Genomic DNA, 15838 nt, shown 5'->3' with positions numbered 1-15838 from the left:
GTTGTGTGATCGCTATCGTGCAACCGAGTTCATAAATATGTCAAGCTTGCTCGATATCGACCTGCGCTTCTAGCCGCGCAACCTCGCGCCGCACGCCCGCTGCCAGCGCCTCGGCAAAGCGGTTCAGCCTGTCAACGCGGCGGTCATCGGGGTGGCGGATAAGGTAAAAGCTGCGTGTCAGGCTTAGCTGACCGGGCAGGATGCGCACCAGATCGGGGGCGGCAGGCAGGGCAAAGTCATGCACAATCGCCACCCCTGCCCCCAGGCGCACCCAGTTGAACTGCACCGAAACCGAGTTCGAGGCAAGGCCAAGCCCTTTCACCCCGGTTTCGGCCAGATAGTCCAGCTCGGAATCAAAAATCAGATCGGGGATATAGCCGATCATCCGGTGGTGCTGGAGATCGTTGAGCGTTTCAATCGGCGCATGGCGTGCCAGATAGCTGCGCGCAGCAGCAAGGTGCAGCTTGTAATCGGTCAGCTTTTGCACGGTCAGCCGGCCGGTGGCGGGGCGGGATACGGCAATCGCCATATCGGCCTCGCGCTTGGACAGGTTGACCACGCGCGGCAGGGCGACAATCTGCACATCCAGCCCCGGGTTTTCATCGCAAATGGCGGCCACCACCTGCGGCAGAAGGTAATTCGCGCTGCCATCGGGCGCACCAATGCGGATTTGCCCCGTCAGGCTGCCCGCCGTGCCGCGCAGCTCATCCATCGCGCCCGCCACGGCCAGTTCGGCCTGCGCGGCATGGGCCACAAGGCGCTGGCCATCCACCGTTAGCGCGTAACCCTGCGGATTGCGCACAAACAGCCGCGCGCCCATTGCCTCTTCCAGCTTGGCAATGCGCCGGCCCACCGTGGCCGGGTCAAGCCGTAGCGCCTTGCCCGCGCCCGACAGGCTTTCGCTGCGCGACACGGCCAGAAATATGCGCAGATCATCCCAGTCGGGCATCGCCACCTCTTTGCATTTTTGCATGATGCTTTTGGGAAACTTCGCCTTTCCACAGCAAATTTGCAAGGATATGCTGGCGGCAACCAAATGGAGGACCAAATGCAAGAGCTTACCCACTGGATCAACGGCGCGCATGTCAAAGGCACATCGGGCCGCTTTGCCGATATCTACAACCCCGCCACGGGCGACGTGCAGGCCAAAGCGCCGCTGGCCTCCAGGGCCGAGCTTGATGCCGCTGTTGCCGCCGCAAAAGCCGCCCAGCCCGCCTGGGCCGCCGTAAACCCGCAGCGCCGTGCGCGTGTGATGATGGAATTCGTCCGCCTGCTGCACCGCGACATGGACAAGCTGGCCGAGGCGCTGAGCCGCGAACACGGCAAAACCCTGCCCGATGCGAAGGGCGACGTTATTCGCGGCCTTGAAGTGGCCGAGTTTTGCATCGGCGCGCCGCATTTGCTGAAGGGCGAATTCACCGATTCTGCTGGCCCCGGCATTGATATGTATTCCATCCGCCAGCCGGTTGGTGTGGCGGCTGGCATTACGCCCTTCAACTTTCCGGCGATGATTCCGATGTGGAAATTCTGCCCCGCCATCGTTTGCGGCAACGCCTTCATTCTGAAACCCTCGGAACGTGACCCGTCTGTGCCGCTGATGCTGGCCGAGTTGATGAAGGAAGCCGGCCTGCCCGATGGTATTTTGCAGGTTGTGAACGGCGACAAGGAAGCCGTGGATGCAATTCTGGACAATGCCGATATCGGCGCGGTCGGCTTTGTCGGCTCCACCCCCATCGCCGCCTATATTTACGAGCGCGGCTGCGCCAATGGCAAGCGCGTGCAGTGCTTTGGCGGTGCCAAGAACCACATGATCATCATGCCAGATGCCGATATGGACCAGGCCGCCGATGCGCTGATCGGTGCGGGTTATGGCGCGGCGGGCGAACGCTGCATGGCAATTTCGGTGGCCGTGCCCGTGGGCGATGAAACCGCCGATAGGCTGATCGAAAAGCTTACCCCCCGCGTAGAGGCGCTGAAAATCGGCCCCTATACCGCGGGCAATGATGTCGATTTCGGCCCGGTTATCACCGCCGCCGCCAAGGAAAAAATCCTCGGCCTTGTAAATTCGGGCGTTGAGCAGGGCGCGAAGCTGGTTGTCGATGGCCGCGATTTCAAATTGCAGGGCTATGAAAGCGGCAATTTCGTGGGTGCCTGCCTGTTTGACCATGTCACCACCGATATGGACATTTACAAGCAGGAAATTTTCGGCCCCGTGCTTTCAACCGTGCGCGCCAAAACCTATGAAGAGGCGCTTGGCTACGCGATGGACCATGAATATGGCAACGGCGTCGCCATTTTCACCCGCGATGGCGACACGGCGCGCGACTTTGCCAACCGTATCAATATCGGCATGATCGGTGTGAACGTGCCCATCCCCGTGCCTTTGGCCTATCACACCTTTGGCGGCTGGAAAAAGTCGGCCTTTGGCGACCTCAACCAGCACGGCCCCGATGCGTTCCGCTTTTATACCCGCACCAAAACGGTTACCGCGCGCTGGCCTTCGGGCACCAAAGAGGGCGCTGCCTTCTCCATTCCGACGATGGATTGAACCAAGCGGCCCCGGCGAAATCCGGGGCCGTTTGCCTTTGGCAGGCGTTGTGAATGTCCGCCCTGCCCTTCTTACGGTGAGCCGATATCCATATGCCGAAAACCCAGCTCATTTCCTGCGTCAAGGACGAGGCGGTCTTCATGCTGGAATGGGTTGCGCACCACCATCTGCTTGGTTTTGATGATATCTGCATCTATACCAATGATTGCACCGATGGCACGGTCGCGTTGCTTTCAGCACTGGCGGATGCGGGCTATTGCCGCCGGTTTGACAACCCGGTTGGCGAAAAATCATTCGCGCAGCCAACCGCCTATCGCCGCCACCGCCGGCAAAACAGGGGCGATGGATTTGATCATCTGATCGTGCTGGATTGCGATGAATTCCTGAACATACATATCGGCGACGGCATGTTGCACGCGCTGCTGAAGGCCATACCCGACGGGGCCGACCTGCTTTGCCTGAACTGGCGCAACTTTGGTGACGGGCATCGCCGCCAGTGGCAACCCGGCTGCGTTACAGCGCAATTTGAACATGCAATGGCAATCGAGCGGCGCCAAAGTTCGGTGGTGAAGTCGCTCGTGCTGACACCAGAAAAGTTTGACCTTCTCGCCAATCATAGCCCGAAATCCTATATCGGGGCCGCACCGCTATGTGTTCTCAACGGCGCGCTCAAACCGATTGACGTGCCAGAGGCTCATTACCCCGAGCTTTGGCAGACGTTGCGAAACATCCCGCCTGAAAAGGTGAGTTATGACATCGCGCAAATCAACCACTATGCTGTCAAGACGCGCGACAGTTTTGTGCAGCGCCAGCGTCGCGGCCTTGGCGCAAATGCGGATAAACGCCGCCACAACGCTGATTATTTCGAACGCTACAACCAGAATGATGTGCTTGATCGCTCGATCGCCAAATATCGCCCGCAGCTCGAAAATCTCATGGCAACGATGCGCGCAATGCCGAAGGTGGCAAAGGCCGAAGACGCCGCGCTAAAGGAATACCGAAGCCGACTTGCATCTGCGCCGGAACTGTAGCGATATCGGGCAAAGCAGCATCAACACGCTTGCAATTCACTTGCATCTGGGTTGAACTAAACAAATGTTCATTTCTTGCCGGAGGCCCGCATGGATTTTGCCCTGACCGAAGAACAGCAGATGATTTTCGACATGGCCTATCAGTTTGGCCAAAGCGAAATCGCCCCCCATGCCCGCCAGTGGGAGGCGGATGGCACCATTCCGCGCCAAGTGCTGCAAGCCGCCGCCGAGCTTGGCTTTGCCGCCATGTATGTGCCCGAAGACATGGGCGGCACCGGGCTTTCGCGGCTGGATGCGACCCTGGTGTTCGAGGCGCTGTCTATGGCCTGCCCCGCTGTCGCCTCGTTCCTGTCCATCCACAATATGTGCGCAAAAATGGTGGCGAGCCATGCCAGCGATGCGGCGCGCACCCGCTACCTGCCCGGCCTGATCAGCATGGATATCGTTGCCTCTTATTGCCTGACCGAACCTGGTTCCGGCTCTGATGCGGCGGCGCTGCGCACCCGCGCGGAAATGGGCGATGGCGGCTACAGGCTTGATGGCACCAAAGCCTTCATATCCGGTGGCGGCTATTCCGATCTTTACATTGTCATGGCGCGCACCGGCGGCGATGGCCCCAGGGGAATTTCGGCGCTGCTTGTGCCATCCGGTGCCCCCGGTCTTAGCTTTGGCGGGCTGGAGGACAAGATGGGCTGGCGCGCGCAGCCCACGCGGCAGGTGCAGTTTGATGGCTGCATCACACCCGCCGAAAACCTGCTGGGTGATGAGGGCGCGGGCTTTATCTATGCCATGCAGGGGCTGGATGGCGGGCGTCTGAACATCGCCGCCTCGGCGCTTGGCGGTGCGCAGCAGGCCATGAAGATCGCGCTGGATTATATGGCCGAGCGGCAGGCTTTCGGCAAACCGCTCAACCAGTTTCAGGCGCTGCAATTCCGCCTTGCCGATATGGAAACCGAGCTGGCCGCCGCCCGCGTTTTGCTGCGTCAGGCGGCATGGAAGCTCGATTCAGCCACGCCCGATGCCACCCGCCATTGCGCTATGGCCAAGCGGTTTGTCACCGATACCGCCTTTGGCGTGGCCAATAATGCCCTGCAATTGCTGGGCGGCTATGGCTATCTGGCCGATTACGGGATCGAGAAGATCGTGCGCGATTTGCGCGTGCATCAAATTCTGGAAGGCACCAACGAAGTCATGCGGATGATCATTGCGCGCGCAGTTTTGGCCGAGCATACAAATGGCTGATATCATTATCAGAATCTCCGGCCGCGCCGGGCGCATCACTCTCAACCGCCCCGATGCGCTGAACGCGCTGACCTATGACATGGTGCTGAAAATCGAGGCGGCCTTGCGCGACTGGGCGCATGATCCGGCGGTCGATCTTGTAATCATCGATGCGGCGGGCGCGCGCGCCTTTTGCGCGGGTGGCGACATCCAGCATATGTATGATACCGCGCGCGCCGGCGACTTTGCATATGGCCGCAAATTCTGGGCCGACGAATACCGGCTCAACGCGTTTTTGTTCAACTTTCCAAAACCTTACGTGGCGTTCATGCAGGGGTTTACAATGGGTGGCGGTGTTGGTGTTTCCTGCCACGGCTCGCACCGCATTCTGTGCGAAACCAGCCAGATTGCCATGCCGGAATGCGGCATCGGCCTCATCCCCGATGTTGGCGGCTCGCTGCTTTTGGCGCGCGCGCCGGGGCGCTTGGGCGAATATTTGGGTTGCACCGGCACGCGCATGGATGCTGGCAACGCAATATATGCCGGGTTTGCCGACTATTTCATCCCGCAAGCGCAGTGGAACACACTCATGCAAGGCCTTGAATCCACAGGGAATGTCGCGCTGATCGACCATGCCGCGCAGCCTGCCCCGCCCGCATCGCTTGCGCAGCATCAGGCTTGGGTCGACACTATCTTCACAGCCAGCAGCATCCGCGATGTGCTGAACGGGCTGGATGACACTGATTTTGCACAGAAAACCGAGGCGGCCTTGCGCCGCAACTCACCCATATCGGTTGCCGCGACACTCGACATTGTGCGGCGTGTGCGCGGCATGGATTCCATCGCATTCGCCCTGCAAACCGAATATCGGTTCACCTATCGCGCGGCATCAGAGGGTGACTTTATCGAAGGCATTCGCGCCGCGGTGATCGACAAGGACCGCAACCCGAAATGGCAACATGCGCGGCTGGAGGATGTCAGCGGCATGGATGTTTCAAAAATGCTCATGCCACTTCCAAAAGACGCGCTAAACCTAGGAGAAACCTCATGAAAATCGGATTTATCGGCCTTGGGAACATGGGGGCGCCAATGGCGGCCAACCTTGTCAGGGCAGGCCATGCGGTATCGGGTTTCGATGTGGCTGGCACAGTGGTTGACGGTGCGAAACAGGCACAATCGGCGGCCGAGGCGGCCCGTGGCATGGATGTGGTCATCACCATGTTGCCCAATGGCGAAATTCTGCGCAGTGTCTATGCCGAGATCATTCCCGCGTCTACAGCGGGTGCGGTGCTGATTGATTGTTCGACCGTCGATGTTCAAAGCGCGCGTGATGTGGCCCAGGATGCTGTTAATGCAGGGCTTTTGGCGGTTGATGCACCTGTTTCCGGCGGCATTGGCGGTGCGGCGGCCGGCACGCTTACCTTCATGGCTGGTGGCAGCGATGCAGGCTTTGCGATGGCTGCCCCATTGTTTGAAATCATGGGCCAAAAGGCGGTGCATTGCGGCGAATCCGGCGCGGGCCAGGCGGCAAAAATCTGCAACAACATGATCTTGGGTGCCACAATGGTGGCCACCTGCGAAGCCTTTGCTTTGGCTGACAAATTGAACCTCGACCGCCAGAAAATGTTCGATGTCGTCTCAACCTCATCGGGCTATAGCTGGAGCATGAACGCCTATTGCCCCGCCCCCGGCATTGGCCCGAAATCGCCCGCCGATAACGGCTACAAGCCCGGTTTTGCCGCCGAATTGATGCTTAAAGACCTGCGCCTGAGCCAGCAGGCCGCCGCGGCGGTCGATGCCGATACGCCAATGGGTGCGCTGGCGCTGGCGCTGTATCGGTCCTTTGTCGAAGAGGAAGATGGCCGCGGCAAGGATTTTTCGGCCATGCTGCCACGGTTTGAAGCCCGCGGACGCAGCCTGGACTGAAGTTACATTATATCCGTGATGTCAAAGCCAGAAGTAACAATGTAACCGCTTTTTGACGCATTGTTTGATTTTCAGGCGCTGGTCTGCCACGATAAGGCAGTGGCTTTTGTGCCGCCGTCTACAGCCGGTATTTACATCGGTTATTCAGTGTTTCTTTCCCTTTAACGATTCTGAAATTTCAACAATTGATTTTATCGGAGCGTGAAGAATGCCAATTACTGTTCGACTTAACGGTCGCGTCGTCACCCTGGATGACAGCGATATCACCCGGCTACAACGCGGCCTTGTGCAGGCGACGCGGCAATATGTTTGGCTCATGCCCAGGCTCAGGTTTGACGGTCACTACCGAAACTGGGCTTACCACAATCGCGGCCACAGTTTTAATGTCATGCTGCTGGTTGTCGAGGCGGTGGGTGGCGCCACCCTGCCCAATGCCCGCGTGGCCGCGATGCTGAAGCGGCGTCGCGACATGATGGACCGGATGATGAACCCGCGCGGAATGCGCAATTTCTATGCGCTCTATCCGGCCTGGATTCGCGGATCATCGCGGTTTTGCCGCCAGATGTCGCAATATATGGACAATATGATGGTGGGCACGGCGCAAACCGTGCGCGCGCTGGAAATTACGCGCGATGCCTCGTTTGTAACGCTCAATGTCTGCGCCAATATTCTTTCAATGGGCTCGGCCAGCGCCTTTACGGTGGCCGGTTCGGCTGCGGCTGGCGCGCTGGTGCGCGGCGCGGCGATTGCCTATGTCACGCGCGAGCTTGAAAACGCCTCGACCCGGCTGGGGCGCACGCTGGCTGGCAACCCGCCAACCGCGCAGGAATCGGCAACCGAGGCGTTGAATGCCGCGGTAAATGCGGTGCCGGATTCCGCGATGGGGGCGATTATCGGCGCGATAATGGGGCCGCTTACGCAGAATGTTTCGAACGCCGCCGCGCGTGAAATTGCGCGCGGGAACATTGCCGATGGCGTGCTGATGGAGGTGGCGATCGACCGGCTGAACGGCACGATCGGCCAGATCATCGACAATTTCATCCAGCGACATCCGGCCGATATTCGCGCGCTTTTGCGCAATGCGGGCACGTCGCGCAACAATGCCCAAACCGCGCAAATCGTGGCCGATGGCCTGATGCGCAACCGCCAGTTCCGCCGTGACCTGGATACACGCCTGCAGCGCGACCGCTAGGCTTTCAGCATTGCTTTCAGGTAATGGCCGGTATGGCTGCGCCTGGCCAGTGCCACCGTTTCCGGCGTGCCCGTGGCGACGATTTCACCGCCGCCATCGCCGCCTTCGGGGCCGATATCGATAATCCAGTCGGCGGTTTTGATCACGTCGAGATTATGCTCGATCACCACCACGGAATTGCCCTGATCGACCAATTCATGCAGCACCTCAAGCAGTTTGCGCACATCTTCGAAATGCAGGCCGGTGGTCGGTTCATCGAGAATGTAAAGCGTGCGGCCCGTCGCGCGTTTTGACAGCTCTTTAGACAGCTTCACGCGCTGCGCCTCGCCGCCGGAAAGCGTGGTCGCCTGCTGGCCAACCTTGATATAGCCAAGGCCGACGCGCAGCAAGGCTGTCATCTTGTCACGAATGGCGGGCACGGCGGAAAAGAACTGTTCAGCATCTTCAACCGTCATATCAAGAACATCTGATATGCTTTTGTTTTTGAACTTGATTTCCAAAGTTTCGCGGTTGTAACGCTTGCCCTTGCAGCTTTCGCAGGTCACATAGACATCGGGCAGGAAATGCATTTCGATCTTGATAACGCCATCGCCCTGACAGGCCTCGCAACGCCCGCCTTTTACGTTGAAGCTGAAGCGTCCCGGCCCGTAGCCACGCGCTTTGGCTTCCGGCAGGCCGGCAAACCAGTCGCGAATGGGCGTAAACGCGCCGGTATAGGTTGCGGGGTTCGAGCGCGGCGTGCGGCCAATGGCGCGCTGGTCGATATCGATCACCTTGTCCAGATATTCCAACCCTTTCAAAGACTTGCAGGGCGCAGGCGCTTGGTGCGCACCGTTCAGCCGCATCGAGGCGGTTTTGAACAGGGTTTCAATTGTCAGGGTGGATTTGCCACCACCCGAAACCCCGGTCACACAGCAAAACAGGCCAAGCGGAAATTCGGCGGTGACATCCTGCAAATTGTTGCCGCTCGCGCCGGTAATGACCACTTTCTTGCCATTGCCCTTGCGCCTCTCGGGTGGGATCGGCACTTTACGGTTTCCGGTAAGATATTGGCCTGTAAGCGATTTTTTGCATTTTCCAACCGCATCCGGCGTGCCGGCCACGATGATTTCGCCGCCATGCACACCTGCACCGGGGCCAATGTCGATGACATGATCGGCTTCGCGGATCGCCTCTTCATCATGCTCGACGACGATCACCGTATTGCCCTGGTCGCGCAGGTTTTTCAGCGTGGTGAGCAGGCGGCCATTATCGCGCTGGTGCAGCCCGATGCTGGGCTCGTCCAGCACATACAGCACGCCCGTCAGGCCCGAACCGATCTGGCTGGCCAGCCGGATGCGCTGGCTTTCACCGCCCGAAAGCGTGCCGGAAGCGCGCGCGAGCGTCAGATAGTTCAGCCCGACATTCACAAGGAATCCAAGGCGTTCGCGGATTTCCTTGAGGATTGCGCGGCCAATTTCGTTCTTCTGTTCGTTCAGGCTGGCGGGCACGGCTTCCACCCAATCCAGCGTTTGCTGAATGGACATTTGCACGACATGGCCGGCATGGCAGTTGTTGATGCGCACGGCCAAAGCCTCGGGGCGCAGACGGAAGCCCTCACAGGCGGCACAGGGGCGGTTGTTCTGGTAACGCTCGAAATCTTCGCGAATCCAGCTGCTATCGGTTTCGCGGTAGCGGCGCTCCATATTCGGAATGATGCCTTCGAAGGCGCGCGACACCTCGTAAACGCGGCCGTTTTCGTCATAGCGGAACTTGATCTCGTCTTTGCCAGAGCCATAGAGCATGACCTGCCGCGCCTGGTCCGGCAATTCCGACCAGGGCAGTGATTTGTCGAATTTGTAGTGTTTGGCAATCGCCTCGACCGTTTGGCGCGAATAGGGCGATTTGGTTTTCGCCCAGGGCGCAAGCGCGCCATTGAGCAGGCTAAGGTCTTGGTTCGGAACGATAAGCGCCTCGTCAAAAAACAGCTCTACCCCCAAACCATCGCAGGTCGGGCAGGCACCGAAGGGTGCGTTGAAGGAAAACAGGCGCGGCTCGATCTCGGCAATGGTGAAGCCGGAAACCGGGCAGGCGAATTTCTCGGAGAAGGTAATTCGCTCCGGCTCCTCCGTGGCGGTTTCAAGGATTGCGATACCGTCGGCAAGGTTCAGCGCGGTGCGCAAACTGTCGGCAAGGCGGGTTTCCAGCCCCTCTTTCACGACCAGACGGTCGACCACCACGTCGATATTATGGCGGAATTTCTTGTCGAGCGTGGGCGCGTCCTCAATGTCGTAAAACGTGCCATCGACCTTTACGCGTTGAAAGCCCGCCTTGCGCAACTCGGCGAATTCCTTCTTGAACTCGGCCTTGCGGTCACGCAGCACGGGGGCAAGGAGATAGGCGCGTGTCCCCTCCTCCATGCTCATGATTTTATCAACCATTTCTGAGACTTGCTGCGCTTCGATCGGCAGGCCGGTGGCCGGTGAATAGGGCGTGCCGACGCGCGCGAACAGCAGGCGCATATAGTCGTAGATCTCCGTCACCGTGCCCACGGTCGAGCGCGGGTTCTTCGACGTGGTCTTTTGTTCAATCGAAATGGCGGGCGACAGGCCGGAAATATGGTCGACATCCGGTTTTTGCATCATATCGAGGAACTGGCGCGCATAGGCCGACAGGCTTTCGACATAGCGGCGCTGGCCTTCGGCATAGATCGTATCAAACGCAAGGCTGGATTTGCCCGAACCCGACAGGCCGGTGATGACCACCAGCTTGTCGCGCGGGATGTCGATGTCGATATTCTTCAGATTATGCTCGCGCGCACCGCGAATCTCGATGTTTTTCAGCTCGGCCATGCCTGTCCCCAATTCATACGGGGGCAGATGTAATGGTTTGCGCCCGAATTACGAGGGGAAATATGAGATCAAAACAGGAACATTTGCAAGATGTCATTTACAAATTGTAAAGGCCTAGATGCTTGGATCGGGCAGAATGACAGAAACATAGTTTTGCGTTTCCGGATAAGGGGGGATGCCGCCATAGCGTTCTACCGCGCCCGGGCCCGCATTATAGGCGGCAAGCGCAAGCTCCCAAGTGCCGAAACGGGCATATTGCATGGCCAGATAGCGCGCGCCGCCTTCGATATTCTGGACGGGATCAGCCGGGTCCACCCCCAGCCATTCGGCGGTAGAGGGCATAAGCTGCGTCAGCCCCATCGCCCCGGCGGTTGACAGCGCATCAAGCTGCCAGCGCGATTCCTGGTTGATCAGCCGCAAAAACATTGCGCCGGGAATGCCGTTATCCTGCGCCACGGCCAGCGCATAATCTTGCAGATTGGCGCTGTTGGAGCGTGGCCGAACGGGGTTGGCGGCCTGTGCGGCGGCAAAGGCAAGCTGGCGCGCCTTCAATGCGGCAAGCGAGGCGCGCATATCGGTTGTGGCGTATTGCGTGGTCTCGTTGCGGGCAATCTCGATCTGGCCGGGGCTGGCGGGAAACAGTTCGGACCAGGGCACGGGTGCTATGGTTTCGGCCTCGACCGGCGCCGCATTTTCGGCAATTTCGGCCCCCGCTTCAACTCCGGTTTCGGCCCCTGCCGCGGGCGCAAATTGCTGCGACCAGCGGCCTTCTGCGCTGGCGCCAAGGGGGGCATAGGCAAACACGCCGCATAAAACGGCGGCTGAATATTGTTTCAAGATGGGCTCCTGCTCTGCCTCTTTTCTTGTTGGGCATAAATTAGCAGCAATTACGGCACGACGCACGATAATTTTGCTCTGCTGTTCAGGATAGAGTAACCAACATTGTGATCTGACGGGCAAAGCGGTATCACTTTGCCAAATGGATTCGAGCTTAGGGGGGCCACATGGCTGGCAGCGTAAACAAGGTAATTCTGGTTGGAAATCTGGGGGCAGACCCGGAAGTGCGGACCTTCCAGAACGGCGGGCGGGTGGTAAACCTGCGCGTGGCCACGTCTGAAACATGGCGCGACAAGAATTCGGGCGAGCGGCAGGAGCGCACGCAATGGCACCAGGTGGCCATTTTCAACGAGCCTGTGGGCAAGATCGCCGAGCAGTATTTGCGCAAAGGCTCCAAGGTTTACCTTGAAGGGCAGTTGGAAACGCGCAAATGGCAAGACCAAAGCGGCGCCGACCGGTATACGACCGAAGTCGTGCTGCGCCCCTTCACCGGCAATATGACTTTGCTGGATGGCCGTGGCGAAGGCGGTGGTGGAAACGGCGGCTCCAGCTATGGCGGCGAGAATGATGGCGGCTATGGCGGCTCTGGCAGCGGCGGTGCAAACCAGGGCGGTGGCGGCAGCAATCTGGACGATGATATTCCGTTCTAGGCGATGCACACCAACTGAACCGAGCCGCCCCGGACCTGATCCGGGGCCTCTCTTTCTTGGGGGTTGAGGTCCCGGATCAAGTCCGGGACGGCGCAGAATTGTGATGGCGTTCGCAATACCCGGGAATGTGTGCCCATCGGCGCGCGAAATTTGTAACGCGCCGCTCAAAATCAACCCGAAAACGGCCCCCTGCCCTATACACAGATATTGTGGCGGGCTATAGTTTCGCCAGCAACATCATGTATAATATCTGAAGGTTTCCTCCTTTGAGCAGCGACCATAACGACCCCGAAAATCCGGGCGGCCCCGAAGACAATAGCGGGCCGCAAAAACCCGGCTTTCATGGCCCCGGCATCGACATTGTCGATGAGATGAAAACCTCGTATCTCGATTACGCGATGAGCGTGATCGTGAGCCGGGCCATTCCCGATTTGCGCGACGGGCTGAAGCCGGTGCATCGGCGCATTCTTTATGCGATGGGTGAAACCGGCAACACGCATGACAAGAGCTATCGCAAATCGGCGCGACCTGTTGGCGATGTCATGGGTAAATACCACCCGCATGGCGATAGCGCGATCTATATGGCGCTGGTGCGCATGGCGCAGGATTTTTCGATGTCGCTACCGCTGCTCGATGGGCAGGGCAATTTCGGCAGCATGGATGGCGATATGCCCGCCGCCATGCGCTATACCGAAGTGCGCATGGACAAGCCCGCCGCCTTCCTGCTGGCCGATATCGACAAGGATACGGTCGATTTTCAGGACAATTACGATGGCAAGGACCAGGAACCGACCGTTCTGCCGGCGCGTTTTCCGAATATGCTGGTCAACGGGGCTGGCGGCATTGCCGTGGGCATGGCCACCAATATTCCGCCGCATAATCTGGGCGAGGTGATTGATGCCACGCTGGCGATGATCGAAAACCCCGATATTTCGATTGAGGAATTGATCGACTACGTCCCTGCCCCCGACTTTCCGACCGGCGCGCTGATTCTGGGGCAATCGGGTGCGCGCAAGGCCTATACCGAGGGGCGCGGCTCGGTGCTGATCCGCGCGCGCGCCAAGATCGAGGAAATCCGCAAGGACCGCTGGGCGATTGTGGTGACCGAAATTCCGTATCAGGTGAACAAATCCACGCTGATCGAGACCATCGCCCATTTGGCGCGCGACAAAAAGGTCGAGGGCATTGCCCATGTGCAGGACGAATCTGACCGGTTCGGCGTGCGCGTGGTGGTGGAACTCAAGCGCGACGCAACCGGCGAAGTGGTGCTGAACCAGCTTTACAAATACACGCAGCTTCAAACCAGCTTTGGCTGCAACATGCTGGCGCTGAACGGTGGCCGCCCCGAAGTGCTGACCCTGCACGGCTTTCTGAGCGCGTTCATCGGCTTTCGTGAAGAGGTTGTCGCGCGGCGCACGGCATTCGAGCTGCGCAAAGCGCGCGAGCGCAGCCATATTCTGTGTGGCCTGGCGGTTGCCGTGACCAATGTTGACGAGATTGTTGCAACCATCCGCACATCGGCCGACCCTGCCGAGGCGCGCGAACGCCTGATGACCCGGCGCTGGCCGGCGGGTGACATCATCCCCTATATCAAGCTGATCGATGACCCGAGCCACACGGTCAACGAGGATGGCACCTATAACCTGAGCGAAATTCAGGCCCGCGCCATTCTGGAATTGCGCCTGCAACGCCTGACCGCGATCGGCGTGAAGGAAGTGACCGACGAGTTGCAGGAACTGGCCGCCAGGATCAAGGATTACCTTGATATTCTGCGCTCGCGCGCCCGGATTATGGAGATTATCTCCAACGAATTGCTTGAGGTGAAAGAGCAATTCGCCGTGCCGCGGCGCTCGGAGATCATCGCGCATTTTGGCGAGATGGAAGACGAGGACATGATCGAGCGCGAGGATATGGTCGTGACCATCACCTCGGGCGGTTACATCAAGCGCACCAATCTGGCCGATTTCCGCGCGCAGCGCCGTGGCGGCAAGGGGCTGGCCAGCATGTCGACCAAGGAAGACGATGTCGTGACCACGCTGTTCGTGGCCAATACCCATACGCAACTGCTGTTCTTCACCACCGATGGCATGGTCTACAAGCTGAAAACATGGCGCCTGCCGCTGGCCGGGCGCAATGCGCGCGGCAAGGCGATCGTGAACATTCTGCCCATTGATGCCGGCACCTCGATTGCCGCGCTGATGCCGGTGGACGTGCCCGAGGACGATTGGGACGATTTGCAGATTTTCTTTGCCACATCCGATGGCGATGTGCGCCAGAACGCCCTGTCGGATTTTACCAATGTCATGCGCAACGGCAAGATTGCCATGAAACTGCCCGAAGGGGTGGAGCTGGTGAATGCCCGCATCTGCGATGAGAATGACGATATCATGCTCGTCACCGCCAAGGGCCGCGCCATCCGCTTCCCCACAACCGAGGTGCGGGTGTTCAAATCGCGCGGCTCGACCGGGGTTCGTGGCATCCGGCTTGGCGCGGGCGACAAGGTTGTGTCCATGTCGGTCGTGCGGCATTTCGAGGCCAGCTCGGATGAGCGCATCGCCTATCTGAAAATGCGGCGCGCGCAGGCGGGGGTTGATGACGCCGCCGATGCGGGTGACGATGAGGAGGACGGCGTTGATATGGCGCTGGACCAGGCCCGGTTCGACGAAATGCAGGCCGCCGAAGACCTGATCCTGACGATTACCGCCAAAGGTGCGGGCAAGATCAGCTCATCGCACGGCTACCCTGTGCGCGGGCGCGGCGGGCTTGGCGTTATGGCGATGGACAAGGCCATGCGCGGCGGCGAGCTTGTCGCCTCGTTCCCCGTGGCGCTCGATGACCAGATCATGCTGGCCACTTCGACCGGCCAATCCATCCGCTGCCCCGTTGCGGGCATTTCCTTCCGCTCGCGCTCGGCCGGTGGTGTAAAGGTGTTTGACACGGCCAGGGGTGAATTCGTGGTCTCTGTCGCCCGCATCGCCGACCAGAATGATGAGGATGAGGGGGCAGAAAGCTAGGAATCGCCCCGCCGCAAATGCGGGGCGATTCCCCTTTTATTGTAACGATTAGCGAAACAAACAGTAATTATTTATGTGATTGATTTGGAATTGTGGATAGATATATCGACCCTCTAACCAAATGAGGGATATATCATGAACCAACTTCAGATCATTGCGCCGCTTGTCGGGCGTGTGCTGCTTTCGAGCATTTTCATCATTGCCGGCCTGTCAAAAATTGGCGCCTATGGGGCCACTGCGGGCTATATGGATATGATGGGTGTGCCCGGCGGCCTGTTGCCAATCGTCATCCTTGTTGAAATTGGCGCGGGCATCATGCTGCTGGTTGGCTGGCAAACCCGGCTTGCCGCCGTTCTGCTGGGCGGGTTTTCGGTGCTTTCGGCCATTGTCTTCCATCTTATTCCGGGCCTGGGGCTGCAAGATGTCATGGCGCAACAGGCGGAAATCAACATTTTCATGAAGAATATGGCCATTGCGGGTGGCATGGCGGTGGTATTCGCCTTTGGCGCGGGCCGGTTCGCATTTGACAATCGCGCATAAGCGCGCGGCACATTCAGGGGCGGGGTTTACGCGCCGCCCCTTTGCAAG

At 59.2% G+C, this 15838-nt stretch carries 12 protein-coding genes; 9 read left to right on the top strand and 3 right to left on the bottom strand.

The genetic code is table 11. From position 1 onward, the window contains the following. Positions 1–40: 40 nt before the first annotated feature. The gene (locus LGT41_RS12210; RefSeq protein ID WP_274127159.1) at positions 41–949 is read right to left on the bottom strand and encodes a LysR family transcriptional regulator; all 909 of its coding nucleotides are present in this window, start codon (positions 947–949) and stop codon (positions 41–43) included. Between the two features lie 99 nt (positions 950–1048). Between LGT41_RS12210 and LGT41_RS12205 the strand changes: the two genes are divergently transcribed. From LGT41_RS12205 to LGT41_RS12180, 6 genes are all read left to right on the top strand, one after another. Further along, positions 1049–2548 carry a CoA-acylating methylmalonate-semialdehyde dehydrogenase gene (locus tag LGT41_RS12205; RefSeq protein WP_274127158.1) on the top strand — a complete coding sequence of 500 codons (1500 nt, stop codon included), beginning with the start codon at positions 1049–1051 and terminating at the stop codon, positions 2546–2548. Between the two features lie 92 nt (positions 2549–2640). Further along, complete coding sequence (locus LGT41_RS12200; RefSeq protein ID WP_274127157.1) at positions 2641–3579, top strand: glycosyltransferase family 2 protein; 939 nt, start codon at positions 2641–2643, stop codon at positions 3577–3579. Positions 3580–3669: 90 nt separating this feature from the next. Further along, complete coding sequence (locus LGT41_RS12195; protein WP_274127156.1) at positions 3670–4821, top strand: acyl-CoA dehydrogenase family protein; 1152 nt, start codon at positions 3670–3672, stop codon at positions 4819–4821. Continuing rightward, positions 4814–5851, top strand: coding sequence for an enoyl-CoA hydratase/isomerase family protein (locus tag LGT41_RS12190; protein ID WP_274127155.1), 1038 nt, complete (start codon positions 4814–4816; stop codon positions 5849–5851). Before LGT41_RS12195 ends, LGT41_RS12190 begins: the two co-directional genes overlap by 8 nt. Continuing rightward, entirely contained in the window at positions 5848–6726 is an 879-nt protein-coding gene (gene mmsB, locus LGT41_RS12185; RefSeq protein ID WP_274127154.1) for a 3-hydroxyisobutyrate dehydrogenase, read from the top strand. Before LGT41_RS12190 ends, mmsB begins: the two co-directional genes overlap by 4 nt. A gap of 208 nt (positions 6727–6934) precedes the next feature. Further along, positions 6935–7918, top strand: a complete 984-nt coding sequence (locus tag LGT41_RS12180) for a hypothetical protein (RefSeq protein WP_274127153.1) — start codon at positions 6935–6937, stop codon at positions 7916–7918. On the opposite strand, the gene uvrA is transcribed toward LGT41_RS12180, so the two are convergent. Both uvrA and LGT41_RS12170 read right to left on the bottom strand, forming a co-directional pair. Beyond that, positions 7915–10749: an excinuclease ABC subunit UvrA gene (gene uvrA, locus LGT41_RS12175; protein WP_274127152.1), complete on the bottom strand. Its 2835-nt coding sequence runs from the start codon at positions 10747–10749 to the stop codon at positions 7915–7917. The two genes, LGT41_RS12180 and uvrA, sit on opposite strands and share 4 nt — an antisense overlap. A gap of 114 nt (positions 10750–10863) precedes the next feature. Then, a complete protein-coding gene (locus LGT41_RS12170) occupies positions 10864–11586 on the bottom strand; it encodes a lytic transglycosylase domain-containing protein (RefSeq protein WP_274127151.1) in 723 nt (240 codons plus the stop codon). Positions 11587–11753: 167 nt separating this feature from the next. On the opposite strand from LGT41_RS12170, the gene ssb reads away from it, so the two are divergent. The 3 genes from ssb to LGT41_RS12155 all read left to right on the top strand — a co-directional run bounded on the left by ssb (position 11754) and on the right by LGT41_RS12155 (position 15790). After that, complete coding sequence (gene ssb / locus LGT41_RS12165) at positions 11754–12236, top strand: single-stranded DNA-binding protein (RefSeq protein ID WP_274127150.1); 483 nt, start codon at positions 11754–11756, stop codon at positions 12234–12236. 371 nt (positions 12237–12607) lie between these two features. Next, positions 12608–15250: a DNA gyrase subunit A gene (gyrA, locus tag LGT41_RS12160; protein ID WP_420720215.1), complete on the top strand. Its 2643-nt coding sequence runs from the start codon at positions 12608–12610 to the stop codon at positions 15248–15250. Positions 15251–15385: 135 nt separating this feature from the next. Then, positions 15386–15790, top strand: coding sequence for a DoxX family protein (locus LGT41_RS12155; protein WP_274127149.1), 405 nt, complete (start codon positions 15386–15388; stop codon positions 15788–15790). The last annotated feature ends 48 nt before the right edge of the window (positions 15791–15838 follow it).

The organism is Abyssibius alkaniclasticus, assembly GCF_020447305.1.
GTDB lineage: Bacteria > Pseudomonadota > Alphaproteobacteria > Rhodobacterales > Rhodobacteraceae > Abyssibius > Abyssibius alkaniclasticus.
The sequence above is the reverse complement of the archived record's forward strand: the minus strand, read 5'-3'. Positions and strand labels throughout refer to the sequence as shown.